20 protein-coding genes and 2 pseudogenes are annotated in these 22,391 nt (G+C 56.1%); 12 read left to right on the top strand and 10 right to left on the bottom strand.

Annotated elements, in window-relative coordinates:
• Nucleotides 1–256: 256 nt before the first annotated feature.
• Nucleotides 257–460 (top strand): hypothetical protein, encoded by a 204-nt coding sequence (locus ABSE61_RS23910; protein WP_423873608.1) that lies wholly within the window; start codon nt 257–259, stop codon nt 458–460.
• 543 nt (nt 461–1,003) lie between these two features.
• On the opposite strand, the gene ABSE61_RS23915 is transcribed toward ABSE61_RS23910, so the two are convergent.
• Nucleotides 1,004–1,186 carry a hypothetical protein gene (locus ABSE61_RS23915; protein WP_423873609.1) on the bottom strand — a complete coding sequence of 61 codons (183 nt, stop codon included), beginning with the start codon at nt 1,184–1,186 and terminating at the stop codon, nt 1,004–1,006.
• A gap of 165 nt (nt 1,187–1,351) precedes the next feature.
• On the opposite strand from ABSE61_RS23915, the gene ABSE61_RS23920 reads away from it, so the two are divergent.
• The gene (locus tag ABSE61_RS23920; RefSeq protein WP_423873610.1) at nt 1,352–1,555 is read left to right on the top strand and encodes a cold-shock protein; all 204 of its coding nucleotides are present in this window, start codon (nt 1,352–1,354) and stop codon (nt 1,553–1,555) included.
• 209 nt (nt 1,556–1,764) lie between these two features.
• Here the strand turns inward: ABSE61_RS23920 and ABSE61_RS23930 are convergent, their stop codons facing one another.
• A complete protein-coding gene (locus ABSE61_RS23930) occupies nt 1,765–1,983 on the bottom strand; it encodes a hypothetical protein (protein ID WP_423873612.1) in 219 nt (72 codons plus the stop codon).
• A 261-nt stretch (nt 1,984–2,244) separates the two neighbouring features.
• Here ABSE61_RS23930 and ABSE61_RS23935 point away from each other — a divergent pair, with 261 nt between their 5' ends.
• Both ABSE61_RS23935 and ABSE61_RS23940 read left to right on the top strand, forming a co-directional pair.
• On the top strand, nt 2,245–2,514 hold the full coding sequence (locus ABSE61_RS23935; protein WP_423873613.1) for a hypothetical protein: 270 nt from the start codon (nt 2,245–2,247) through the stop codon (nt 2,512–2,514).
• Between the two features lie 184 nt (nt 2,515–2,698).
• The gene (locus ABSE61_RS23940; RefSeq protein ID WP_423873614.1) at nt 2,699–2,932 is read left to right on the top strand and encodes a hypothetical protein; all 234 of its coding nucleotides are present in this window, start codon (nt 2,699–2,701) and stop codon (nt 2,930–2,932) included.
• Nucleotides 2,933–3,368: 436 nt separating this feature from the next.
• Here ABSE61_RS23940 and ABSE61_RS23945 read toward each other — a convergent pair whose 3' ends face one another.
• The gene (locus tag ABSE61_RS23945) at nt 3,369–3,617 is read right to left on the bottom strand and encodes a DUF6894 family protein (protein WP_423873615.1); all 249 of its coding nucleotides are present in this window, start codon (nt 3,615–3,617) and stop codon (nt 3,369–3,371) included.
• 513 nt (nt 3,618–4,130) lie between these two features.
• Here ABSE61_RS23945 and ABSE61_RS23950 point away from each other — a divergent pair.
• The gene (locus tag ABSE61_RS23950) at nt 4,131–6,530 is read left to right on the top strand and encodes a membrane-bound PQQ-dependent dehydrogenase, glucose/quinate/shikimate family (protein WP_423873616.1); all 2,400 of its coding nucleotides are present in this window, start codon (nt 4,131–4,133) and stop codon (nt 6,528–6,530) included.
• A 118-nt stretch (nt 6,531–6,648) separates the two neighbouring features.
• Here the strand turns inward: ABSE61_RS23950 and ABSE61_RS23955 are convergent.
• A pseudogene (locus ABSE61_RS23955) lies at nt 6,649–7,126 on the bottom strand (AI-2E family transporter); the annotation flags it as partial.
• Between the two features lie 137 nt (nt 7,127–7,263).
• Here ABSE61_RS23955 and ABSE61_RS23960 point away from each other — a divergent pair.
• From ABSE61_RS23960 to ABSE61_RS23975, 4 genes are all read left to right on the top strand, one after another.
• Nucleotides 7,264–7,803, top strand: a complete 540-nt coding sequence (locus ABSE61_RS23960; RefSeq protein ID WP_423873617.1) for a hypothetical protein — start codon at nt 7,264–7,266, stop codon at nt 7,801–7,803.
• Between the two features lie 125 nt (nt 7,804–7,928).
• A complete protein-coding gene (locus ABSE61_RS23965) occupies nt 7,929–8,366 on the top strand; it encodes a chemotaxis protein CheB (protein ID WP_423873618.1) in 438 nt (145 codons plus the stop codon).
• A 703-nt stretch (nt 8,367–9,069) separates the two neighbouring features.
• Nucleotides 9,070–10,884: a glycoside hydrolase family 15 protein gene (locus tag ABSE61_RS23970; protein ID WP_423873619.1), complete on the top strand. Its 1,815-nt coding sequence runs from the start codon at nt 9,070–9,072 to the stop codon at nt 10,882–10,884.
• Nucleotides 10,885–10,955: 71 nt separating this feature from the next.
• On the top strand, nt 10,956–11,183 hold the full coding sequence (locus ABSE61_RS23975) for a hypothetical protein (RefSeq protein WP_423873620.1): 228 nt from the start codon (nt 10,956–10,958) through the stop codon (nt 11,181–11,183).
• Between the two features lie 362 nt (nt 11,184–11,545).
• Here ABSE61_RS23975 and ABSE61_RS23980 read toward each other — a convergent pair whose 3' ends face one another.
• Nucleotides 11,546–12,238, bottom strand: a complete 693-nt coding sequence (locus tag ABSE61_RS23980; RefSeq protein ID WP_423873621.1) for a Crp/Fnr family transcriptional regulator — start codon at nt 12,236–12,238, stop codon at nt 11,546–11,548.
• A gap of 504 nt (nt 12,239–12,742) precedes the next feature.
• On the opposite strand from ABSE61_RS23980, the gene ABSE61_RS23985 reads away from it, so the two are divergent.
• Both ABSE61_RS23985 and ABSE61_RS23990 read left to right on the top strand, forming a co-directional pair.
• Nucleotides 12,743–13,615: a YihY/virulence factor BrkB family protein gene (locus tag ABSE61_RS23985; protein WP_423873622.1), complete on the top strand. Its 873-nt coding sequence runs from the start codon at nt 12,743–12,745 to the stop codon at nt 13,613–13,615.
• Between the two features lie 449 nt (nt 13,616–14,064).
• Nucleotides 14,065–15,639, top strand: a complete 1,575-nt coding sequence (locus tag ABSE61_RS23990) for a class I SAM-dependent methyltransferase (protein ID WP_423873624.1) — start codon at nt 14,065–14,067, stop codon at nt 15,637–15,639.
• A gap of 189 nt (nt 15,640–15,828) precedes the next feature.
• Here the strand turns inward: ABSE61_RS23990 and ABSE61_RS23995 are convergent, their stop codons facing one another.
• The 3 genes and pseudogenes from ABSE61_RS23995 to ABSE61_RS24005 all read right to left on the bottom strand — a co-directional run.
• Nucleotides 15,829–16,350, bottom strand: a complete 522-nt coding sequence (locus ABSE61_RS23995; protein WP_423873625.1) for a PRC-barrel domain-containing protein — start codon at nt 16,348–16,350, stop codon at nt 15,829–15,831.
• A gap of 67 nt (nt 16,351–16,417) precedes the next feature.
• Nucleotides 16,418–16,792: a hypothetical protein gene (locus ABSE61_RS24000; RefSeq protein ID WP_423873626.1), complete on the bottom strand. Its 375-nt coding sequence runs from the start codon at nt 16,790–16,792 to the stop codon at nt 16,418–16,420.
• Nucleotides 16,793–17,050: 258 nt separating this feature from the next.
• Nucleotides 17,051–17,215: pseudogene (locus ABSE61_RS24005) on the bottom strand (S1C family serine protease); the annotation flags it as partial.
• 542 nt (nt 17,216–17,757) lie between these two features.
• Here ABSE61_RS24005 and ABSE61_RS24010 point away from each other — a divergent pair.
• Entirely contained in the window at nt 17,758–18,003 is a 246-nt protein-coding gene (locus ABSE61_RS24010) for a hypothetical protein (protein ID WP_423873627.1), read from the top strand.
• A gap of 336 nt (nt 18,004–18,339) precedes the next feature.
• Here ABSE61_RS24010 and hpnN read toward each other — a convergent pair whose 3' ends face one another.
• A complete protein-coding gene (hpnN, locus tag ABSE61_RS24015; protein ID WP_423873651.1) occupies nt 18,340–20,964 on the bottom strand; it encodes a hopanoid transporter HpnN in 2,625 nt (874 codons plus the stop codon).
• A 212-nt stretch (nt 20,965–21,176) separates the two neighbouring features.
• Entirely contained in the window at nt 21,177–22,385 is a 1,209-nt protein-coding gene (locus ABSE61_RS24020; protein WP_423873628.1) for an ABC transporter substrate-binding protein, read from the bottom strand.
• Nucleotides 22,386–22,391: the final 6 nt, after the last annotated feature.

The raw sequence follows: 22,391 nt of genomic DNA on the forward strand, positions 1-22,391 counted from the left end.
GCGCAGCGGTTCCTGAGAACTTGGGGCCATGGGTCTCGGGCGCAACGTCTTTGTGTGGGCGAAAGCCTAAACAGCAGTATTTATGCTCGTTTTGATATGAAAGAAACGATCTTAGAAGAAAGCGACACAATGCGATGGTTGATATTCGCTATTTTCCGCTGCGCGACAATTCAGACTGAATTTGAATTTAATAGTGCCCGCAGATAGAGAACCTACATCAGATTCACGCATTCGGCGTTCTGATGAAAGCCCGACGATGGATTGTCACGACCCCAATCTCGACGATGCTAATGGCACGCAGGATTGGCCTGATCATCTTCGCGTGCACGCAACTATATATCGTGAAATTTCCGAGCGGACCGACGATACGTTCATCAAAAATGAGCTGCTTGATCTGGCGTCCGTCTGCGAGGAGGTTGCCGACAAGATCGAACATCATCAAACACAAACGCGCCACTAGGAAGATGCAGCGCGGTGGGTCACTTTCGTGCGTAGTGACCAATGGCACGCAACGTCCGTGAGGAACATGATGGCTCAGGTTACTCTCGAGGTTACTCGCCTGCTGGCTTGGGTATCAATCTCCCATTCTTGACCTCGTGGGAAACGGCAGGGCCACGACCTAGCTCGCCGGATAGCCAGCCAGCGGCCTTCGACTTGAACGGGTCGGATGCCACCACGATGGTCTTAGTTTGTTTGCACTTAGGACATTCGAATAGTCGATGTTCAAACCCGACTGGCCCTGGTGAAACACCCTCAATGATCATGCGCCGCTGGCAATGGGAACAGCGGGGACGCTCGTTGTCGGTCGAAAATAGAACGGAATAGGTCATGACGCTTCCCTGATTGGGCGGGAGCGTTACCGAACTCTCTGTCACCGGGTGGATGCCGTTATAAGGCCGATGATGCAACCAGCTTGCGCGGAATGAAACTCGACGGCTGTTCCATTTTGCTCAGTTCATCAATCATTAATAAAAAATTAACGAGTGAGGCAACGGAAGCGGCTTTACCTTTTGTCTTCAGACCAAGTTTGCTCCCCGCACCCGCACTTGAACATGCGGACCGTGCGGCCATTTTGCGGATTGAGCATTTTCAAAACGAGTGCGGGCTTCTCGCCACAATGGCTACACGCAGCCATCGGATTGAGTTCGAATTTCGAAAAAACTTCATTTTTAAATTCGTCGTTCATCACGTCCCCGCCCACTCAGAGCCGGGATACTAAGTTACAAAGTGATTTGTTCCCGGAAGAAAATTCAGCCCCGCGTTTCGACATGGAACGACTTGTAAATCAGAATTCAAATGGGCCACGATAGATCAAGGTTGTAGCTCTATTTTCGAAATTGGGAGTGCGGCCGTGGCGGCAGGTACAGTGAAGTGGTTTAACGCGGCAAAGGGTTTTGGCTTCATCCAACCAGACGGTGGCGGCAAGGACGTGTTTGTTCATATCTCGGCCGTCGAGAAGGCCGGCCTAAGCGGCCTCAATGAGGGCGCTAAGGTTGCGTACGACATCATCAGCGACCGCGGCAAGGAATCTGCGGGGAATTTGAAGGTGAAGTGAGGCGTGCGCCAAGCGCACCTCAGTCGGCGGCAATCCGCCCCTTGCCGAGACATTTATTGCACCGCTCCGGGTAAATCCTGACCCCCGGGCGGTGCGGCTGCTTTACTATCGCAAAGCCGGTTCCCTTGCATTGCGGGCATTCACGTTCCGGCGGTTTGATGATCGGCTTTTTCATCTACGTCTTTCGAGGGCGACTCCATGGGGTATCTTCAACCGATCATGCAATTCATCTCGACGAACATCTGTTTGACATCTGAGAGCCTTGTTGTCTTCTCGCGCGGCCACCGGTGCTCTTTGAGCGCGTGCAGTTGACGCAACGCGATCTCGTCCTGCTTGTATCGGTTTTCCTCGGCGGAGAACGCCTTCCTGTCTTTCACGAAGGCGCGGGCGACGGTGGGAGGGAGGTCGAGTTGCTTGCGAGCGATCAAGCGAACATCGCGGCGCCGCTTGAGTGAATTTCAGATAGGTCTGACTTTCGTGCATCCACAGAAGGCCACGGGCGATGGCGAGCTTCATGCCAGTCGTATATTCGGCCCGCTTACCGCTGTGCTCGAATAGAAACGGGCCGTTGATCTTCTCGATATGGATGCGTCCGTCTTGGACCGGCTCGACGGTGCTGGCAATCTCTAGGACTTTTTGCATCGCGGCTTCTAGGTCGGCGTAAGGTCTAGGCTGGGCAAACTTCACCAATGGATTCCTTGTTGCTCGGCTGCATAGATGTGGCCGCGGTGATCATAGCTTTCTTCCGGCTTCCAGCTGTCGAACCGTACGCCGCAGACGCATCGCATAATCGAGCTAAAAGCCTCGGATGGCAACTTCTCGCCGCGCGCCTGAATGGCTCTCATCTTCGCGCGTGCTTCGCGATCGCGTCGATACTCCTCGAATGCGCCGTCGGGGATCTCAGGCAGGAGGTCTTTCCAATCGGCCTCGAAGCCGGCGCGAGCCTCTTCGAACGTTGACGCCGTCCCGTAGCGATGCTGACCCCGATGTAGGCCGGGATAGAAGCCGCATGATCAGTGCCATTGGTCAACGTCGACCGGAACGCCGGCACGTTCGCCGATCGTGCCGACACGGACGTCATCGAAGTAGACGTGTCAGGTGACCTGGTGCGGATTGTCGGAGTGACGGCGGAAGAGGGCGGACATGCCCCATGATTCCGCTGATTTACGATCTGGGAAAGCCGCTAGGGCTTGTGGCTGGGGACTGGCGATCTACCGTGCGTCGTCGTTCCAACCGGCGGAGCCGTTTTCATTGACGCTCGAAAATACGAGTTTAGGCGGCCAAACTGCCTGCGTGTTCGAAGAATATTCGACCAAAGAGATTTTAGCGTGGATCGCCTGCATGTTGGTTGTCGCGGGATCGCCATTGTGGGGGTGATCTATGTTGTCGATCACTTCCTGGTCCTTACGACCCGACCGACCCGCTGGCGATGCAAGGTGGCCTCAAGCCTCAACAGGGTGTTCAGGTGAAGTGACTAGCGACAGAACCGGGGCGACCTTGAACCTCGAATTTCTTCTGCGCCGGAATAATATGGCGAACAAAGCTGCAAAACATCCTTTTTACAAAAGGCGATATCGTGAAACGAGGCGAGGCCGCGGAAAAGAAAGCCGACTAGGCCGATGAGGTATATTTTGTCGGTTATCTTGCCAGCCGGAAATGAAGGCTCGATCGCTACCCTTTGGGAATTCGCTGGAGAATGTTGGCTGTTTATTGAGTCCGCGATTTGCGAGGTTTCAGTGCCGCCGTGCAATGTCGAAAAATGTAAGCCAGCGTTACAGCGTTCGGCGTGATGACCGTCGCTATCTAAATACTTCTATGCTGGCTTAGAATAAACTGCCACCCTGGAAATTTCATCTATATCTGAGTTCAGAATAGAAATGTGCAGCTTTGGATCGACCGCTGGCTTGTCCAGAGAGACGCCTATCGCCATCACTTTCGCCTTTTCGATCGCGGCGTCATCGTTGTCGCAGTCGAACCTGGACGAGTCCGCAAGTCTATGCCCATCTTTGATATTAAAAAATGGCGTGGCATTGACCACCTCCAGCTTACCAATGTTAGACACTCTGAAGCGTTCCTCACGGAGTAAGGGGCCTCCATCATCGCGCCGCGTCAAATCGTCGAGAGTGAGCAATATTGACCGTTAGATCGGAGGCCTATGGCTTATGCTTGTCTCGTCATTGCACTGCAACGGCAATTATCGATGACGGCGCTGGCATGCTCAGCCTGTTGAGAGAGCAGCTATGGCCGCACTACTGAGCGTAAATTATTGGCCGTGACGGGTATTACATCAGGGCTTTCGATTTCAACTGCAACGACGACAATGATGCAAAGGAACGGACTGCGGGAATGATCGATGGTCAAGAGGTCGAACTTTGGGACTATGCCCGCAGGATCTCTAAAGTTGACTGTAAGGGTCCATAGCCGGTCGTCCCAGGCCGATTTCTCGGTAGTTTTCGATTCTTCAAATGGCGCTGGCGTTTCTTCAAATGGCGCTGGCGCTAAAGATCTGGCGTTAAAGATAAGGTGATCTGCAGGTTTCCTGCACCGGTTTTTCAACGTCTGATAGGAAAAATCCATGCCGGGTGAGACCAGCTCGCCGCACTATTCCGAAATCCGGATGTGGTCGATGCGGATATTCGGTTTTATAATTCTTATCTTCGGCGCCTTGCTCGGCATCGGAGGGGTCAAGCTCGTCTCGCTCGCAGGCAGTCCGTATTACCTCTTGGTTGGCATAGCGCTGATATTTTCTGGAGCCTTGACTATCGCGGGTCGCGTAGCTGGCCTCTATGTCTACTTTGTTGCCTTTTTGGCTACGATTGTTTGGTCTCTTTTTGAAGCAGGTCTCGACGGATGGGCCCTGGTTCCTCGCCTCGTCGGTCCTTTCATACTCCTCGTTCTCGCCGTGCTGGTGATGCCCGCGCGCCTATTGAACGGGAAGCCGACGCGACGAGCGTATGCCGCCGGTCTGACAGTCATTTTGGCGCTCGGCCTTTTAATTGCTGTTCCGCTGGCCAAGGCACCCCTGACGACCTTGCCGGTCCCGATCGTGCCGGACGGGACTGTCTACTTCGATCAGGCAACTGCTCCGGCGGCAGCGGATTGGCCTACCTATGGTGGAGGTCCTGGCGCTCAACGGTATTCGGATCTTTCGCAGATTACCCCGGAAAATGTGAACCAGCTCAAGCAAGCCTGGGTTTTTCGAACGGGCGACATTCCGAAGAATTTCGGAGTTGAAATGACCCCGCTCAAGATCGGCGACGTGCTTTACGGCTGCACCTCGCGCCACAAGATTTTTGCGCTGGATGCCGCCACGGGCAAGCAAAAATGGATGTTCGATCCGATGACGCCGGCGGAATTTGCGCCACCCAACTCAGCCTGTCGGGGGGTCGCATACTACAAGCAGGCGGATGCACCGCCGGGCGGCGTGTGCGCCGAGCGCATCATTGCCGGAACCCTTGATGCCAAGCTCATTGCAGTTGACGCCGCCACCGGGCAACCCTGCAAAGGTTTTGGCACCAACGGCGTTGCGGATCTGAACGAGGGAATGGGAGAAGTCCCGCCGGGTATGGTATCGGTGACTTCCGCGCCAACCATCGTGCATGGCGTCGTCGTGACGGGACAGCAGATCATCGACGGCCAACGCCGGTGGGCGCCTTCGGGCGTCATGCGCGGCTACGATGCCGCGACGGGTGTGCTGAGGTTCGCATGGGATATGGGACAGCCCGACATTACCAAGCTCCCTCCGGCCGGAAAAACCTATACGCTGGGGACCGCGAACATGTGGTCGACCGCGGTCGCCGATGAGTCATTGGGCCTGATCTATCTGCCGATGGCCAATCCATCGGGCGACTATTACAGCTCAACCCGCAGCCCCGAAGAGCGGAAATACGGTTCCTCCGTAACTGCGCTGGATGTTGAGACAGGAAAGCCGCGCTGGGTGTATCAGCTCGTCAAAAACGATGTGTGGGATTACGATACGCCGTCCCAACCCAGTCTCGTGGATTTTCCGACGCCGAGCGGGAATGTGCCCGCGCTGGTTCAGACAACGAAAGTTGGAGATATCTTCATTCTCGACCGCCGTACCGGACAGCCGCTGACCAAGGTCGAAGAGGTCAAGGCGCCGCAGGGCGGAGTTGAGCCAGCTGAACGCGCTCCGACCCAGTTACGCTCGCTCTACAACACCACGCAGCAGCCCGACATTACAGAGAGCCAGATGTGGGGTATTTCTCCAATCGACCAGATGCTGTGCCGCATCCAGTTCAGATCGGCGCATTATGAAGGCATATTCACGCCCCCAAGCGTCGACAAACCCTGGATCGAGTACCCCGGAAACAATGGTGGCTCTGACTGGGGCAGTCTTTCGGTCGATGTGCGACGCGGCGTGATCGTGCTCAATTACAATGAATACCCGAGCTATTCGACGCTCGTGCCCCGCGCGGAGGACGACAAACTCGGCGTGTTCTACATGGGCGACCCGCGGTACAAGGGCCCTGGCCCCGGCGACAATCGCCCACAGGCCGATTTGCCGTACGGGATTTCCGCCAACCAAGGGTGGCTGATGCCGACCGGCGTTCTTTGCAAGCAGCCGCCCTACGGCGGCATTCGCGCTATCGCGTTGGCGACGGGTCAAACCTTGTGGGATCACCCGTTCGGCACGGCGCAGCGCAACGGACCATGGGGAATTCCCTCCATGCTGCCGTTCGAAATCGGAGTGCCCAGCAATGGTGGCCCAGTCACCACGGCGAGCGGCTTGATCTTCGTCGCGGCCACGACGGACGACTTCATTCGCGCCATCGATCTGAAGACCGGAAAAACGATTTGGTCGGATCAGCTCCCCGCGGGCGGGCAGGCGACGCCGATGGTTTATGAGGCCGGCGGCAAGCAGTACGTCGTGATCATGGCCGGTGGTCACCACAGCATGCTGACTCCAGCCGGCGATTATCTGGTTGCTTATGCACTGCCCGATAGAAGGTGATCGAAAATCGGTGGCAAAGCTGTACGCCATGGACACTAAGCTCGGCATCTCTAACAAGTATCTCAATGACCGAGAGACAAGACGGCGGGGCCCGAACAGCCGAAGGTAACCGTTCTATTTATCCTTCGAGGAAATGCCCGAGAGCTTTGAGCGGGCGCAGCCGATCGCAGATGATCTTCAAGACGGCCAGCATCGGAACCGCCAAGATCGCTCCGGGCACGCCCCACATCCAGAACCAGAACACCAGGGACAAGATGACCAGCACGGGGTTCAACGTGAAACGCCGCGCAACCAGCATTGGCGTCAGTGCTTCGCCCTCGACGAGATGAATGCCGAAATAGAGCGCTGGAGGCAGCAAGGCCCATCCCAAGCTGTCGAAAGTTAGCATCCCCGGCGAGCAAGAAGACGACAGTACCGAGCAACGGTCCTAAAATGGGGATGTAGTTAAGTAGAAAGGCTGCTGCTCCCCACAACAAGGGATCGCCAAGTCTGCAGAGATACATCGCCGCTGCCGTCGCGACGCCCACCGCGGCATTCATGACTGTGATGGTCACCAGATAGGCGGATATGTCCTGCTCGATCTGCTGAGAAATATTTGGCTCGGGCGTGTCGTCACCGTCGAGTTTCTCGACTACCGGGCTCCGCGAGGGCTGCCTCGTTTGCTGGCGTGGCGTACGTGACAAATCACATTCCGATCACCCGACAGGCCGTTCCCAGCCTCGTGCATGTCACGATGGCGAACGCGGCTTCCCTGCCCACCATGAACTCAAATACCATCGTCGGAGAGACTTCTCCCACATCCAGCCACGAAGAATATGGATTCGAAAACCTCACAACATTTAAGGAATCACAGATGACATCTGCGAACGCCAATGTATCCCGTGCAGATACGACGGACGGCATATTGGCCATGGCAAGGCAAAATGCCAGCCGCGGCAACGACATCGCCAAGGCTACGACGAAGATCATAGCCAAGCGCGTGGCGCTCGGGCTGGCGGTCGTCTTGGATCCTGTGCACGCCGATCACGTCGAGTTCGCGCGCATGATCCCGGAGAAGGTGCAGGCATTCTCGGCCGCCGGCATGGTCATGCTCACCCAGTCGGGCGAAGCCAGCCGGCAGATGATGCGCTTGGCGTCTGAGGAAGTGATGACGACCGCTTGCGCCACGATAGAGATGACCGGCTGCTCCAGCCCGCTCGCCTGGGCAGAGGCGCAAAGCACATTCGCGCATGCGTGGCTCAGTCGGGCGACTTCCAGCCTCAATACGATGTGAATGCTGATGCTAACCGCCCATACCGCTGCTATGGCGCCAATTCGTCAGACGGTCGCCTCCGATGCTGAGCGGCTCGGTGCATAACACGCCGCGCGCCTCACCACGCCAAATTCTGTCGAGAGCGAGTGCAGCGCCGCTCGCATCTCGCGTTGATTAATACCGCGCGCAATCTGGCAGACCCGACCCACGAAACCATGATGGTGGGCCTGCTCGCGGGCCACACGTCGATGACCGTGCTTCAGGCGACGGACGGAATGCCAATCAAGCGAGACTGCCTCTATATCATCCCGCCCGGAAAATATCTCTTCGTTGAAGAGGGTGCTCTACGCCTTTCAGAGCCCCACGCACGATGCGGCGCGCGCTTGCCGTTTGATTTCTTACTGAACTCTCTGGCGGCCGACCGCGGATCGCGCGCAATCTGCATCTTCTTGCTTGATAGATGTAATCTGACACTTGTGCCTCAATGGTTCAATCGTCCCATCGGAACAGAGAGTTCGACGGCAAGACCCCTTCAGCTCCCATTTTTGAAAAGAGTGCCCCAGAACAGCGCGCGAACACTGTGATTTGAAATCATGATCCCAAAGCTATCGGATTTCATCGGCCCGCTAAGTGCCGGGCCATCTGTTTCTTTCCATTTCAGAGCTTCGGCCCGTGGTCCGCGCATGCTTACGGGATACGTCAGGCCATAGAGCGGATGCATTCCAAGCTGCTAGGTGAGCGCTTGGCTGGTTTGGTGGGATGAAATGGTAGTTGAAAAGGTCTATCGATCCGACCTTATGAGCAGAGGAGAGTTCCGCCACGAACGAGGCTTTGCAATGTGCAAGGATAAAATACTCTTTAGACACGGTGTGCTCCTCTCATACTAAAATGAAGGATGGGGTTGGATTGTGGAGGAGACGCGTCGTGAATTCGATCGGAACAATCTTTTCACCCGAGCTCATCGACTTAATGAAGATGGTTCTCGACAATGCCATTGCAACGCTTCCCGAGGTGAAGCGAACGTCGGCTACCAAGGCTGAAATAGCTTCTAAAATCCTCGCATGTGCTGCAAGGGGTGAGAGGAACCCAGCAATGCTACAGCTGGCTGCTCTGTCAGCGGTCGAACATCATACACACTATTCGCACAGCTTATCTTCAGAACGACGAACGGTTTGAGGTTGTTTCCTGCAGTGGAGACCGATCGCGAGTAGAGGAATGTGAGCACGTTGTTGACGAGCCATTCTTCGGCCGACCCGCGCCCCATACTAGCCCCGCCGTTGAGGATCTATGCCCCGCATTGAGGATTATGCCGCCATCGGCAATTGCGAAAGCTTGGCTTTGGTTTGTAACAATGGGTCGATTGATTGGCTCGGTCTGCCGCGGTTCGATAGCGCCGCCTGCTTTTCGGCGTTGCTCGGCACTAATAACCACGGCCGATGGTTGGTGGCCCCGATTGCAGACGCAGTGCGTGTGACGCGATGCTATCGCGGCGACACCATGATTTTGGAAACGGCGTTCGAGACCGAGACCGGAGCGGTCTGCGTCGTCGATTTTATGACGCGACGCGATGGGGTTTCCGATGTGGTGCGGATTGTGAGAGGCCTGCGCGGTAGGGTGGCCATGCATACCGAACTGGTCGTCCGCTTTGAATTTGGCTCCATCGTGCCATGGGTTTCGCGCCGAGACGACGGCCGCCACGAAATCCTGGCAGGTCCGGATCGGCTTTTGCTCGATACGGGCATCACGCTTCGCGGCCAGGATCTAAAAACCGTGGGAGAGTTTGAGGTATCGGCCAACCACGAAATCGGATTTACCCTGACTTGGTCGCCGTCTTACCGGCTGGCACCCGACCCACTCCGTCGGAGCGATGCCTTGGCCAACGTCGAAGCATTCTGGAAGAATTGGTCTGCACGACATAAAGCGGATGGAGAATGGTCCCGGGCCGTGAGGCGCTCGCTATTGACGTTGAAAGCTCTGTCCCATCGAGAAACGGGGGGAATCGTGGCCGCCGGCACCACTTCGTTGCCAGAAAAGATCGGCGGCAAGCGTAATTGGGACTACCGCTTCTGCTGGCTGCGTGATGCGACCTTCACGCTATACGCGCTGCTTGAGGCCGGGTACATCGAAGAGGCGAAAGAATGGCGTCGATGGTTGTTACGAGCCGTGGCTGGTAGTCCTGATGATGTGCAGATCATGTATGGCGTCGCAGGAGAGCGGCGGCTTGTAGAATACGAGGTGGCTTGGCTGCCCGGTTATGAAAATTCTGCGCCGGTTCGAGTTGGCAACGCCGCCGCGGGCCAGGTGCAACTCGACGTCTATGGTGAAGTTCTCGATGCTCTTTATGTCGCGCGTAAAGCTGGCTTGGCGCCTAATGCCGCGAGTTGGGCACTCGAATGCGCGCTTGTCGAGCAGTTGGAGACCATTTGGGATAAGCCGGATGACGGGATCTGGGAAGTCCGTGGCGGTCGCAAGCACTTTACCCACTCAAAAGTCATGGCATGGGTCGCTTTCGATCGCATCGTTCGTTCTGTCGAGGAGTTCGGTCTGGAAGGTCCAGTCGAACGCTGGCGCAGTATTCGCGATACCATTCATAAGCAGGTTTGCGACAAGGGGTTTGATCCCGCACAGAATTCTTTCGTGCAATCCTACGATTCCAAAGCGCTTGATGCCAGTCTTCTACTGATCGCTATGGTTGGATTTCTGCCGGCTTATGACCGCCGTATTCGCGGCACATTGGCCGCCATTGAACACGGCCTCCTCCGCGACGGGTTTGTGTTGAGGTATCAAACCAACGCGGGAGCGGATGGCCTACCGCCGGGGGAGGGCGTATTTCTGGCCTGCAGCTTTTGGCTCGCAGACAATTACATTCTGCAGGAACGATATGACGAAGCGCGAGAGCTGTTCGAACGACTTCTGTCATTGCGCAACGACGTTGGCCTTTTAGCTGAGGAATATGACCCATCCTCCAAGCGACAATTGGGAAACTTTCCGCAGGCCTTCTCGCATCTCGCGCTGATCAACACAGCTCGTAATCTTGCAAACACCGGTGGTCCGGTGCACCAACGTTCTGCGAGAAGTCGCGCGACGGCGAAAGGTGTTTGATCGCTCGCACGTGAGAGGAGCAACCTCCATTGGGACCATACGCCAAAGAGATCAGACCAACCGGCAGATAAATGACCTTCGATCGCAGGATCGACAGTATTTTGCCGTGGTTGCTCAACTTCGTCGGCGCGCTCTTGAGATGGGGCTTGCGCACACCGTCATGGGTTTGGTCAGTCTTTTTCCCGATATTCGATGCGATGGCGAAGCATGAGCGCAAAACTGGAGCCGCGGCAGACCGACGAGCGCCGGACTGGCTGACCATAGCGACCGCCGACATCACCACTCTCCGGGCCCGCTAACGCTTTGGCCACGTCATCGCGTTGCGCTTTGTGGTCCTCGGCAGGTTACCCGAAGCTTAGCCGCGTCGGCACATGGGCTCTTGTTCAGCAAAAAGGCCAAACTGCTATGTTGGTGTAGAACGAATAGCGTCCGTCCTGGAGTTTGTGTCGGCGCGCGATGCGCGAATGGATGGCCATTGAGGCCGCCTCGCGGAAGAATTAGCGATGTTCTAAAGTTTGCACGCTTCCTCGCCTTCCTTCGAGTAGGAGAGTAAGAAAGTGATGCGCTCAAAAGCTGACTGGTTAGGGGGCTTTTTATTTCACACAAACACATTCTGCGAACGTATGTTCAACAAGAGCCTTCTCATCGAGCAACATGGCGGCTAGATTTTTTCTGTTGAATCATCCCGCTTTATCTCGGGCTTTTCATGCAAAACGGCGTTCAGCATCGAATTATGAACTTCTATTTTTCCGTTATAGCTGATGAGTCCAAGCTTTCGGAATTTGTTCATGAAGTAGCTCACGCGAGATCGGGTCGTTCCAATCATCTCTGCCAATGTCTCCTGGCTGATATCCAGTAAAATGGGCTGCGGTACGCCTTCCTTTCCGAAATGCGCGAGCAGAAGAAGGAGGCGCGCGAGTCGCTTCTCGCTTGAATTGAAAAGCTGGTCGATCAGGTCCTCTTCAACTCGGCTGTTCCGTTTCAAGAGATAGGCTATGAACAGCTCGGAGAATTTCGGCTCGGCATGAAGGGCGGCAATCATCGCTTCTTTGGTTATTGAGGTGATCACACACTCTTCCATCGCCGTCGTAGTCGCGATGCGCAATGGATGGCCGTTGAGGCATCCTTCGCCGAAGAACTGGCCCGGCTCCAAAATCCCGACTATCGCTTCCTTGCCTTGCTCAGATAGGACAGTGAGTTTGACACTACCTTTCTGAAGGTAAAAAACCGTATCCGCCACGTCTCCTTGCTTGAAGACGTGTTGGGTTTTCTTGAATTTCAAGATCTCTTTGCCGAGCCCGACCTTGGCGAGAAAGGCATTGGGATCGAACCCGTCATCGTCGGCCTTCGCCACAGGACCCCCTCCTGCGATTAATGTGCGCGCCTCCAACCATAGCGCTTGTAGCACCAGCACCCATTCACGTCTTAGGGAGAATCAGCCGGCCAAAGTGAGTCCTGCAGGGGGGGACAGGACTCCCTCTTAAACCAGACGAGGGACTGGCGGCAATTTGGCTCGTCTGGTTGGCGCTGTAAATCGTCTCAGTGCTATCGCAGATGGCGCATTCACAGGTCCGTCTCTTCCTCGTTGCGCCTACCAACAGCCAAGCACATCTTCGATCGTCACGTCCGAAACCTCTGTTCGATTTTGACCGTGCGATTAAATTTTTCTTTAGAAACTGAGCAATATTGACCTGCGGCTCCGGAACTGAGGAGACCATGCAATCCTGCTGCTCGCAATTGAACGACTTCGCTGCCCGCAACGCCGAACGCGAATGATGCAAATGCAGGCCGGAGATGATGGGTTAGCTCGTCGGCGAACCGGGCAAATCGGTTTGGCTATTGAAGGGAACTTGACCGGATGGAACAGGACCGCGGTCGCGATGCGGATGCCCCTTGGCAGATACCGGTGCGCGGTTGGGCAGCTATACTGCGTCGAGCATGGAAAGGGACAGCCGAAAGAAATCTGTCACTCGTTGCGGGCGGCGTGACCTATTACCTGCTGCTGGCGCTGTTCCCCGGCTTAGCGGCGCTGGCTTCGGTCTACGGCTTAGTCGCAAGCCCCGCCGGTGCGGCAAAAGGCGTCCAGTCCCTGTCGGGCATGCTTCCGCCATCGACCGTGGAAATGATCGGCAATGAACTTGCCGAGCTCGCCTCCGCGTCGAGCCCGAGCCTAGGCCTTGGTGCCATCATTGGGATCGCGATCGCGCTTTGGAGCGGCGTTCGCGGGATGACCGGCATGATGACGGCACTCAACATCGCCTATGATCAACCGGAACGACGTGGAATCATCAGGTTCTACTTAACGGCCCTTGCGTTGACCATCGTGGTAATCATCGGTGGATTGATCGCCTTCGTACTCATTGCCGGCCTGCCGGTGGCACTAAGCTGGGGTGGTGCGCACGGATCGGGACGTTGGATCGGCCTGGTCGTCGAATGGCCGCTCCTGATCGTGTTCGTCATGGGAATGGTGGCGCTGATCTACCGCTACGGACCGGACCGGAGCGAGCCGAATTGGAAATGGGCCTCCCTCGGAGTGATCGTGGCCACAATCCTATGGGTCCTCGGATCAGTCCTGTTCAGTGCTTATATTTATTACTTCGGCAGCTACAATAAGACTTACGGTTCGTTGGGCCTACCGTTGATTTTGCTGACCTGGATGTGGCTGTCGGTGTTCGTCGTAATGTTCGGAGCCGAGATCAACGGAGAAGCCGAGCGGCAGACGCATCACTGAAGCGGCATTTTCCGACGTCGGGTTAGAGAGATGCGTGAAACCCTCTTTTACGGAGGGCCGATGGCATCTTCGCCATCAAGCTGGCAGATCCTGTTGCGGAGCTTGAGCAATGGAACGTCATTTTTGGAATCTGCGAACATCCAAGCGCGACGCCGGGGCGTAAGGCGCGGGAATTGGAGGACCAAAATATCCAGGATCATGAGAATCGCACCAGGTAGATTCCGGGACTGGTGACCTGGCGGCCAAGACTCACATGAAGAAGGTCGGGTCGAACTGCGTCGAAGGAACCTATGACGACTATCCTGATTATCGTAATGCTTTTCCTAGTCCTCGGTGGCGCTGATTGTTGCGGATTTCGCCGGCGATGACAATGCAGATCGAAGTTCTTTGCGAAAGCATTTGACCCTATCATCGATTTCTTCAACGGCCGTCACTGGAGAGGAACAATTGTGGATACACTGGTTACGGCCCGCTTCGAGATGGAAAGTATCGGTATCGTCGACAAGGGATGCCATCCTGATGAACGGGCTCTCGCCTTTTCGGCCTTCGCAGCGCAGGTAGTGCCCGGAGAGTCGCCACGCGATGATATGAAAGAAGCTGAGCCGTGCGATGGCATCCTGCCCGACCTCGCCGGAGTCTCAGAAACGATGCTCTGGTCGCTGCACAATCGCGCAAGCGAGGCCAGACGACCCGACGGCGTACTCGTCGATCCCGAGAGCGTGCACATCCGATCGGCGATCAATTATGACTTCGCGCGCCATTTCGGTGATCCTCTGGGCTCGCTCGCGGCCCGCGCGGTCGAAATCGATCGGGCGCTACGGTCGTGGCTCGATCGCCATCCGGAGGGGATCGTCGTATCCCTTGGGGAGGGTCTAGAAACGCAGGGGCGGCGCGTTGACAACGGCCGGATGCGCTGGCTGTCTGTGGACCTGCCCGACGCAATCCGGCTCCGGGAGCGCTTTCTTGCACCAACCCATCGTTTTCGTCATATCGCAGCGAGTGCGCTCGACCCTGCTTGGATGGACGCGGTCGATCCCTCGTCCGGCGTTTTCATCGTCGCTCAGGGGCTGCTGATGTATCTCGCGCCGGGGAGAGTACGTCAGCTCTTCGCGAGCATCGCCGATCGATTTCCAGGCTCGGAACTCGTGTTCGACGCTATCCCACGCTGGTTTTCGCATTTGACGCTGCTGGGGTTGAACCAAACCGCAAGTTACCGCCTCCCGTCTATGCCGTGGGGGATCGACCGCGACGAGATTGAGCCGACCTTGCGGCGCTGGCACCCCCGTGTGGCTACCGTCGCGTTCCTTTCCTACCAAAGCCCGCGAGGTCTACCGCGCCTGTTCGCAGAGATGACAAACCAGATTCCGATTGCTCGCCACGGAGTTCCCAGCCTTGTGCATGTCGCGATAGCAAACGCTGTTGGCCAATCGAATATGACGACGGCCATTGCCGGCGAGATTGCATCGGAACTTGGCATTGCGGAAGAGAGCCCGCATTTCAGAACATGTAGAAAGCCAAACATGACCGCTATGAATGACCATGACTCCACCGTGGACGGGATGGGCGGTTTCTTGGCCGCGGCCACACAAAACGCCACGTGCAGCGGCGACATCGCTATTGCCACGACTCAAGTCATTGCCAAACGCGTAAAGCTGGGGATGGCTGCAGCCTTCAATCCCCTTCGGGCGGATCGCGCCGAATTCTCGCGTATGGTTCCGGAGAAGGTCGAGGCGTTCTCGACCGCCGGCATGATCATGCTGAAGCAGTCCGGCCAAGCCAGCCGGCAAATGATGCGCTTCGCATCCGACGAAGTCATGACGACCGCCCTTGGCACGATAGAGATGACCGGTTGTTCCAGCCCGATCGCCCTAGCGGAGGCGCAAAGCAGGTTCGCGCGCGCGTGGTTCGATCGGGCGACCTCGATCTGGATTGCAATGGGAAGCTGGGCCTTCGGAGCGCAGTCCGCTGCGATGGCGCCCATTAGGCAGACGGTCGTCGCCAATGCCGAGAGGCTCGGTCGGTGATAGGTCAAGCCACCATGCTACCTTTCGGCCGGAACGAGTCTTGCGTCGTTGCCCGCGCCATGTCCTCTGATCAGCACTCCTCGCGACGCCTAAACCTGCTCAACTCGACGAACAGCCCGGCAGCTTTGGAGTTGCCGGGTAAAGTCTTAACCCGTAGATTCCACGTCAGTCCGTCGCTAATCCATGCAATCAATTGTATTTGAACTCCGGCATGGCCTTAAGTTGATCCTTAGTCGCGTTATACAAAGCATGGTCTGGGTACCACTTCTCGTCGACGGCCCGGACAGGTCGGTTTTCTTGATTGACTTCATCCGTCGCCGCACCTCGTTTGGTAGTGCCGACCGTTGTTGTGCTGCTCTTGGCAGGAACCGTCGACGACGTGCGAACCGGCTCATTCTCCCATTTCAACTTGTCGAACGCGACCGCAACATAGTGCTCGTCCAGACCGAGAAAACCGCCTACGCCCAGGATGACGTTTTCGATCTTGCCGGACCTGTCGATAGTCATTTCTGAGATGTCGCCAAGTTTTTCACGAGCGTCGTTGTAAACATCAAGACCAACAAGTTTAGAAGCGCGCCACTCGCCATCTTTATGCATCACTACATTTGGCTTGGCACGATCAGCCGTATTCGTGGTGGAGGTTTGCGCCGATGCGATGCCCGTCATCAAGGACATGCTCAATAGCGCTGCGACTAAAAATTTCGATGTCATGATTTTCTCCGTTGTTGTGAAATTTTGATTTCGAGGGAGAGCGGAATTGCCGCTCTCTTCGCCTCATCTAATTCTTGTTTGGTAACTGTGCAGAGGTAGCGGGGTTGTTGTCAGAATGAACCTGACCCGTCGTCTGCCTAGATTTCGACATTTCCATAGCACTCACGCCATTCGGCCCAATAGTCATGATTATGGGATTACCGTCTTTGGTCTTGGCTTGTACCAAGAAAGCACCTTCCAGAAGCTTCACGTCGGTGAAACCGGCTTTTTGTAGGTCCTGTGTGACCTGATCGATTGTCAGAGGAGACCTCTGACCCGAACTTTGCTGTTTGGTGGTATCTGGCGAAGATGTGTTGGTTGCGCTGGACGTTGACTGCGCGAAGGCAGCTCCCGAAACAACGAGCGCGAACGCGAGCGTAGACGCGAACAAGGTATTGCGCATGTTAGACTCCTTTGTTTTGAAAATTCGTCTCTGAGACGAACCTAATTCAAAGAAAGCATCCCATTCGATCGTTCCATCACAAGCTGCTTCGAATCGATAATTCGAGTCCCAATTCCGCTCTCTTCAGAAAGGTAAACCGAAGCCAACACCCCCGCACAGGAAGGGGGTTCCGATGCAGGGTTGAGGAGTCGTGGATTGTGCCTCCCTGGCACACATGCAATCTAGCGACGCGCGTTGAGTTGTCTGGTCAAAACGGCTCACCAAGGGCACGGTGGGAGCCGGGATCGCAAAGGCGATACGCACGCTTCCGCCCGATTGAGAATAGATGGCGGTGTTTACGCCGACGACCTCGCCCCGCATATTGAAGGTGGGCCCGCCCGAATTGCCCTTGTTGACCGGCGCGTCGATCTGAATGAAATCGTCGCTCCTAAAGCGAATCCGTCAGACCGCCCGGCGTTCTGGCGATGTATCGTGATAGTGCGTACAATTGACGACGGCTAACATCGCGGCCATTTTTAAGGCTGCCGGGTCTCTCTCGCCTTTCGCGGCACACGCTAGAATTGCTGAAGCAATTTCAGCGTTCATCGACGACGTGCGCCTTGCTTCGGGAAGAGTGGCTGTAGCATCATCAAGCACCGACCTCATCAGCTCGACTAGCTCCGGTTGAAAGACTGTTCCTCTGGGATTCACGGCTGCCTCCCCCGAAAATTATCTATAGGTCCTTCGACGGTTCAGAAGTCTAAGGCACGATATTTCTGCACGGACGAAATGAGCCATTTCGACTTCCGAGCGGCGTGTTCGCTCACATTATGAGCGGGAGAGCATTTGCCGTCTGTGCAATATCGCTCACCTACTATCTTTTGATATTGTTCCGCCACGGTAGGATCGGCGCAGAGTTCGCTTGGCACCGCCCTTGGAACCTTCGTCTGAAAAAACTGTTAATCGTGGGCAGAGGTAAAAGAATTATGTGGAAGCGCTGGATATTTGCGGTCCTTTTCTGTTCGGGGCTGATTGCGCAAGCTGAAGCCGTTGAACTTCATCGAATGTCTTGCACTGTTGTCCGGCTTTATGTCGAAAAATATTCGGCTCCCGCCGCTGAAACGTGGGCTCGAAGTCAGGGTCCTACCGAGGCCGAAATTGTAATAGCGCGGCGTTGCCTGAGAGATAGGTCTATTCAGACGGCCACCGACCTGAGCGCGGGGGCTCACTGATACGGTGTCGAATTGCCCTTTGGGGCGGCCGAGAAGTTCCGCTCCAATTAAGCGTGATGGTGCAAAGCTATCAAAGATCGCGGTTAGCGCAAGCGACGTGGTCAGCCAGCGCGAAGCTCAGCCTGGAAGAGCCGCAACATCCGCGACACCCGACCAATAGATTTCGGAGCAGGCGCGACGATTTCGTGCGCGTAGTTATCTTCGCACGTCACGAGGACACTTTTGGGGTGAAGGTTCTGATTCCAGTCAGCACTGAGTCGATGTTAGTCAGCCGGCCACTTTTTTGGTCACTCTTGATTTGTTACTGGCTCATCGAGTCACTCCGCAATAATTGTTCTATTCCGCTGCCGCCGGGAACCGATTAATCCGGGCCGGACTGGCTTCGAGTTGCCGCGGTCGCCCCATCAGAACCGGCTGGAACAGCACCGCGGCGGCCAATGTGCAGAACAATGCCAAAGCCATAAGCTTGCCCATGCTTGACATGCCCGGATAGCTTGACGCCGCCATGCTTCCAAATGCGATGGCGTTAGTCATGGCGCTGAAGATCACGGCTCGAGTCAAGGTCGACTGAAGAAGTCCGGTCTTTCCGGCACGCCACGCCATCGTGTAATAGATCTTGAAGGCTACCCCAACTCCGAGCAGTAGCGGTAACGCGATGATATTTGCGAAGTTTAGAGCCATCCCTGTCAGCACACAAACCTCCAGCGTGACGGCTCCGGCGAGCAACAATGGAACGAGTGTCAAGAGTACATCTGTGACGCGTCGAAGTGCGATGAAGAGCAGTATTGCGATGGATACGAGCGCGAGAATACCTGCTTCAATGAAGGCGCGTGTAACTGTCCTACCCGACTCGTAGTAGCTGATCGGAGGGCCTGTCGCGGATGGCTCCGCAGCCAATATTGAAGTCGCGAACTTTTGCAGCACGTTGGTGTCGGTGAGATCGCCTCTTGGCAGGGCTTGGACGCGAGCCTGACCGTCAGGAGATAACCAAGCGCGAATCAGACCAGGCGGTAGGGTCTTTAAGGTCACCGGCTGTGGGGCGAGGTCCATCCGAAGCTGATCAAGGTCAATAGTAAGTGGAGGAACTACTGCAGCTTCAGCCTTGTTCCGGATTGCGGCATCGGTTTGGGATAGATGCGAAAGCATCTCCGAGACATGCCGCGCCAAATCAGCGCTGGGTCCAGACGCGCTTCCGGCAGCTTTTAAAAGGTCTGATGCCGTAGTTCTTATCGCGGCCACAACGTCCTGATCCGATGGCGCAGGTAGTTGCCGTGGAGGATTGAGCGCCGATGCGAGACCTCGCGAAGCAGATGTGATTGCCGCAATTTTCTGATCCTGATCTGTCGGAATGAAACTGCTTAATGTTAGCGTGCGCGAAACCTCCGGGAGCGCTCCCAATCGCTTAGCGGTGGCATTCGCTTGATCAAGGCTTGGAACCAGTATCTCCGCATCGTTGCCGCTGGTCTCCGGATTCCGTTGCAGCTCGCGGTACGTTACGACCGATGGAGCGTTTGGGTTTTGCAAGTTGACCGGATTGAAGTCGAACGGAAGATTCAGCAACAGGGGTGTAGCGGACAACACCGCGATGAGGGTACTTGCGATGACGACAATACGATGTCGCTGCAGAAAGTTATCCAGCGGTGCCAGCGCCTTGAATCCGACCGATGCCGGTTCACCTGGTGGATCAAGTACCGCTAGCATCGCCGGGACCAACGTTATGCTGCACAGGAACGCGATCAACATGCCGCACCCGGCAATCAACCCCAATTCCGACAGCCCCTTATAATCGGTCGGGATAAAAGAAAAGAATCCTACAGCAGTGGCCGCCGCAGCCAACGTTAAGGGAGCCCCGACTTTTTGGGCGGCGCTCCTCAGGGCGCCTCGCAAGTCATTTTGTTCGTGACGTTCGGAGCGATAACGGACGCTAAACTGAATTCCGAAATCGACGCCCAATCCGACGAACAGCACAAAGAAAGCGATCGAGATTAGGTTAAACGCTCCGACCATCGCAAGGCCAAGCGCCGCGGTTACCGCGAGCCCAACGATCAAGCTGAAGAAAACCGCAGCGATAATTTTCCAAGAGCGAAGAGCAAACCAAAGAATGACCAAGACGCCGAACAGCGCAGTCAGGGTGTCACGCAACGCACTTTGCCGAATGACCGAGAACTGATCGTCATTCATCGGCACCTGACCGGTCAGATCCACCTTTGCGCCAAATTTGCCGCCAAGATCCAGGTCAGCCACGGCTTGCCGAATTCCCGCAGTGGCTTTGGTACCCGGCTGCAGCGCACCAAAATCCAACAGGGGATCTATCGCGATAAAGTGGCGGAGTTGCCTGGATTGCGCTCGCTGTCCATGGACTAGCTCCTGCCAGGAAAAGCTCGCGGCGTTGCCGGAGAGCACATCACTCAGGGTTTTTTCGGCGAGCGTAAGCGGCCACGCGAGGTCATCAATCTTGACCTGGCCCCCCGCGACGCCTTGAGCCGCCAAGGATAGCGCCTTCATCGCGCCGCGCAGCGTCGGATCGCTGGTCAGTTCAGCGATGAGGAATTGTGCCTTCGATAGACCGCCGATCGATTGCTTGACGTCCGCAACAGTATCGAACAGAAGACCATTGCGCTCGAAAAAAGGACCGCTATCCGGCTGCACCACCGTGCGGAATAAATCTGAACGTTTCGACAGCTGCTGCGCTAGTGCATTGGTTGCTTGCTCGGCATTTTCCGCGGTTGGCGCGCTGATTACCGCGGCGATGCCGTTTTGCGGAAACGCATTGGCAAAGGCGAGTTGCCGTTGATGCCAAGGTAGGCTTTGGGATATCAGCGCTTCGACGTCAGTGGTAATTGAAAAGCGCTCGTAGTCGAAGCCAGCTGTCGTAACCATTAAAAGGATTCCGACGACAATGACCGGCCAACGATGATAAGCACAAAAATCCACAACCCGAACGACGACTGAGCTCAGCATATCTGCCCGCAAGCCTCTCTTTTCCGTGTAGCCAAGATAGCTGCAAATATCGCCGCTCTTCGTATCTAGCGTTCATGACAACGCCATCTTTGCTGCTTTCGGGTGGCGGCTTTTCTGTTTTTGGGGCGAACTTCCTCTCCACTTGGAAGGCGCGGAATCAAGCACGGTAACGCTAAAAAGTTCCAAGCTCGGTCTGGATGGAGGCTACAGGATCACTCCTTGAGCAGGGGGCATGTCGATTCGGAGAGTTTTCCAAAAGCCTGATCGCCGGGCATCGTCTCCACAAGGCGGTAGTAGTCCCACGGTTGCTTCGATTCTGCGGGCGTCTTGACCTGCATGACGTACATCTCGTGTTGCATCAGCCCGTCGGCGCGGATTTTGCCGTTGGAGGTGAACATGTCGTCGATCTTCGCCTTGTGCAATTCCGCCATGACCGTGTTTGAATCGGTGGTCTTGGCGGCCTTGACCGCGTTGAGATAAGTCAGCGTGGCCGAGTAGTAAGCGGCCTGGGTCATGGTCGGCTCACGGTTTGTTTTTTCGAAGAAACGCTTGGCAAAGGCCCGGGTCTTGTCGTTGAGATCCCAATACCAGCCGGTCGTGAGGTAGAGGCCTTGGGCGGTCTCCAATCCGAGGCCGTGAATATCAGTTATGAAGGCAAGCAGCGCGGCGGGCTTCATCTTCCTCGTGACCCCGAACTGGTTAGCGGTCTTGAGCGAATTGCTGAAGTCGTTGCCGGCGTTTGCAAGGCCCAGAACCCCCGCCCCGGAACTTTGCGCCTGCAGGACAAACGAGGAGAAGTCAGACGTGGAGAGAGGGACGCGAACGGCGCCAAGAACCTTGCCGCCTCCGGCCTTCACCACGTCGGCGGCCGCATCCTGAAGCTGGGTGCCAAAGGCATAGTCGGCCGTGACAAAGAACCACGTTTTTCCGCCTTGCTTGAGAATGGTCGTGGCGGTCCCGTTGCCGAGTGCGGTGGTATCGTAGGCATAGTGCACGGTGTAGGGGGTGCAGTCCTTGCCGGTGAGCGATGCTCCCGCCGCGCCTATGGCAAAGAACGGTGTCTTCTTTTCCCGCGCTATCGTTGACATCGCAATGCTGACGCCGGTATTGGAGCCGCCCAAGACCATGGTGAGGCCGTCGCGATCTGCCCATTCGCGAAACTTCTCAGCACCGAGGTCGGGCCTGTTTTGGTGGTCGGTTACGAGAAATTCGATCTTGTTCCCGAGGACAGAACCGCCAAAATCGGCAATGGCCATTTTCGCAGCTTCAACGCCGCCCGGTCCGATAATGTCGGCGTAAACGCCGGACATGTCGTCGATATCGCCGATCACGACCTTATTCGCTCCCGCATGGGCAACCGAGGCGATGAGGGTGGCGCAAAGCGCCGAGGCGATCACGTATAACTTCCTTGTTTTGCTCATAGTCGT

The sequence above is a fragment of the Bradyrhizobium sp. genome (genome assembly GCF_049519115.1).
Lineage (GTDB): Bacteria > Pseudomonadota > Alphaproteobacteria > Rhizobiales > Xanthobacteraceae > Bradyrhizobium.

Coding starts and splice junctions, on each gene's coding strand:
- ABSE61_RS23960 (WP_423873617.1), top strand. CDS start 7,264: ATGGCGAACGCGGCTTCCCTGCCCACCATGAACTCAAATACCATCGTC.
- ABSE61_RS24000 (WP_423873626.1), bottom strand. CDS start 16,792: ATGCGCAATACCTTGTTCGCGTCTACGCTCGCGTTCGCGCTCGTTGTT.
- ABSE61_RS23910 (WP_423873608.1), top strand. CDS start 257: ATGGATTGTCACGACCCCAATCTCGACGATGCTAATGGCACGCAGGAT.
- ABSE61_RS23915 (WP_423873609.1), bottom strand. CDS start 1,186: ATGAACGACGAATTTAAAAATGAAGTTTTTTCGAAATTCGAACTCAAT.
- ABSE61_RS23950 (WP_423873616.1), top strand. CDS start 4,131: ATGCCGGGTGAGACCAGCTCGCCGCACTATTCCGAAATCCGGATGTGG.
- ABSE61_RS23940 (WP_423873614.1), top strand. CDS start 2,699: ATGCCCCATGATTCCGCTGATTTACGATCTGGGAAAGCCGCTAGGGCT.
- ABSE61_RS23975 (WP_423873620.1), top strand. CDS start 10,956: ATGACCTTCGATCGCAGGATCGACAGTATTTTGCCGTGGTTGCTCAAC.
- hpnN (WP_423873651.1), bottom strand. CDS start 20,964: ATGCTGAGCTCAGTCGTCGTTCGGGTTGTGGATTTTTGTGCTTATCAT.
- ABSE61_RS23970 (WP_423873619.1), top strand. CDS start 9,070: ATGCCCCGCATTGAGGATTATGCCGCCATCGGCAATTGCGAAAGCTTG.
- ABSE61_RS23995 (WP_423873625.1), bottom strand. CDS start 16,350: ATGACATCGAAATTTTTAGTCGCAGCGCTATTGAGCATGTCCTTGATG.
- ABSE61_RS23985 (WP_423873622.1), top strand. CDS start 12,743: ATGGAACAGGACCGCGGTCGCGATGCGGATGCCCCTTGGCAGATACCG.
- ABSE61_RS23935 (WP_423873613.1), top strand. CDS start 2,245: ATGGATTCCTTGTTGCTCGGCTGCATAGATGTGGCCGCGGTGATCATA.
- ABSE61_RS24010 (WP_423873627.1), top strand. CDS start 17,758: ATGTGGAAGCGCTGGATATTTGCGGTCCTTTTCTGTTCGGGGCTGATT.
- ABSE61_RS24020 (WP_423873628.1), bottom strand. CDS start 22,385: ATGAGCAAAACAAGGAAGTTATACGTGATCGCCTCGGCGCTTTGCGCC.